The organism is Microvirga aerilata (genome assembly GCF_016743775.1).
GTDB classification, from domain to species: Bacteria; Pseudomonadota; Alphaproteobacteria; order Rhizobiales; family Beijerinckiaceae; genus Microvirga; species Microvirga aerilata.
Window position 1 is genome coordinate 1 of sequence record NZ_JAEQMY010000373.1, and the last position, 557, is coordinate 557.

A 557-nucleotide genomic window follows, 5' to 3' on the forward strand; every position below is an offset into this window, starting at 1 on the left:
GAAGCGAGGTCAAGCGCGCCGGCTTGCTCTTGCTAAAAAGAGTTATTGCGCTGCCCCTGGAAGCGCTCACGCGATGACCGTTAGGAATTCGTATGGGTTGACCCTTTCCCGAGTTCCGCGATCGGGCGCAAAGCGGACTTTCATTAATCCGCTTCGGTTTTGTTCTTTGACCCAGAACTGCCCTTCGTCTTGCTGGGCCGCAAAGCCAGAGAACTGCCCGCAGGGGTTAGTCCTTCTGCGGGTCTACCTGATTGCGAGCCAGGAGAGCAGGATTGCCGCCCGGTCAACATCGGGCCGTGATGGGCACCATTGGGAGGGCCTCCGATGTCGCGTTCACAGTTCAAACGATCCCTGTACTCCGCGAGTTTAGCCGTTCTCGCGGCTGTTGGGCTTAACATCGCTTGCGCAACCGCAGGTCTCGCGTCACCTGAAGACGAGATCGCCCGCCTCAACCGTGTTCGCGCTAATCTGTTTGAGGAGCTTGTGAAGACGCGGGCGGAGATGGCTACGGCCCGTTCTGAGCTGGAAGCGGCCCTCAAGGCGCGGGATGCAGCTGA

General features: G+C 59.4%; 1 protein-coding gene. It reads left to right on the forward strand.

Annotated elements, in window-relative coordinates; translation table 11 throughout:
• Positions 1 to 324: 324 nt before the first annotated feature.
• The coding region (locus JKG68_RS33135; RefSeq protein ID WP_210346538.1) for a hypothetical protein at positions 325 to 557 on the forward strand (233 nt) is incomplete at its 3' end.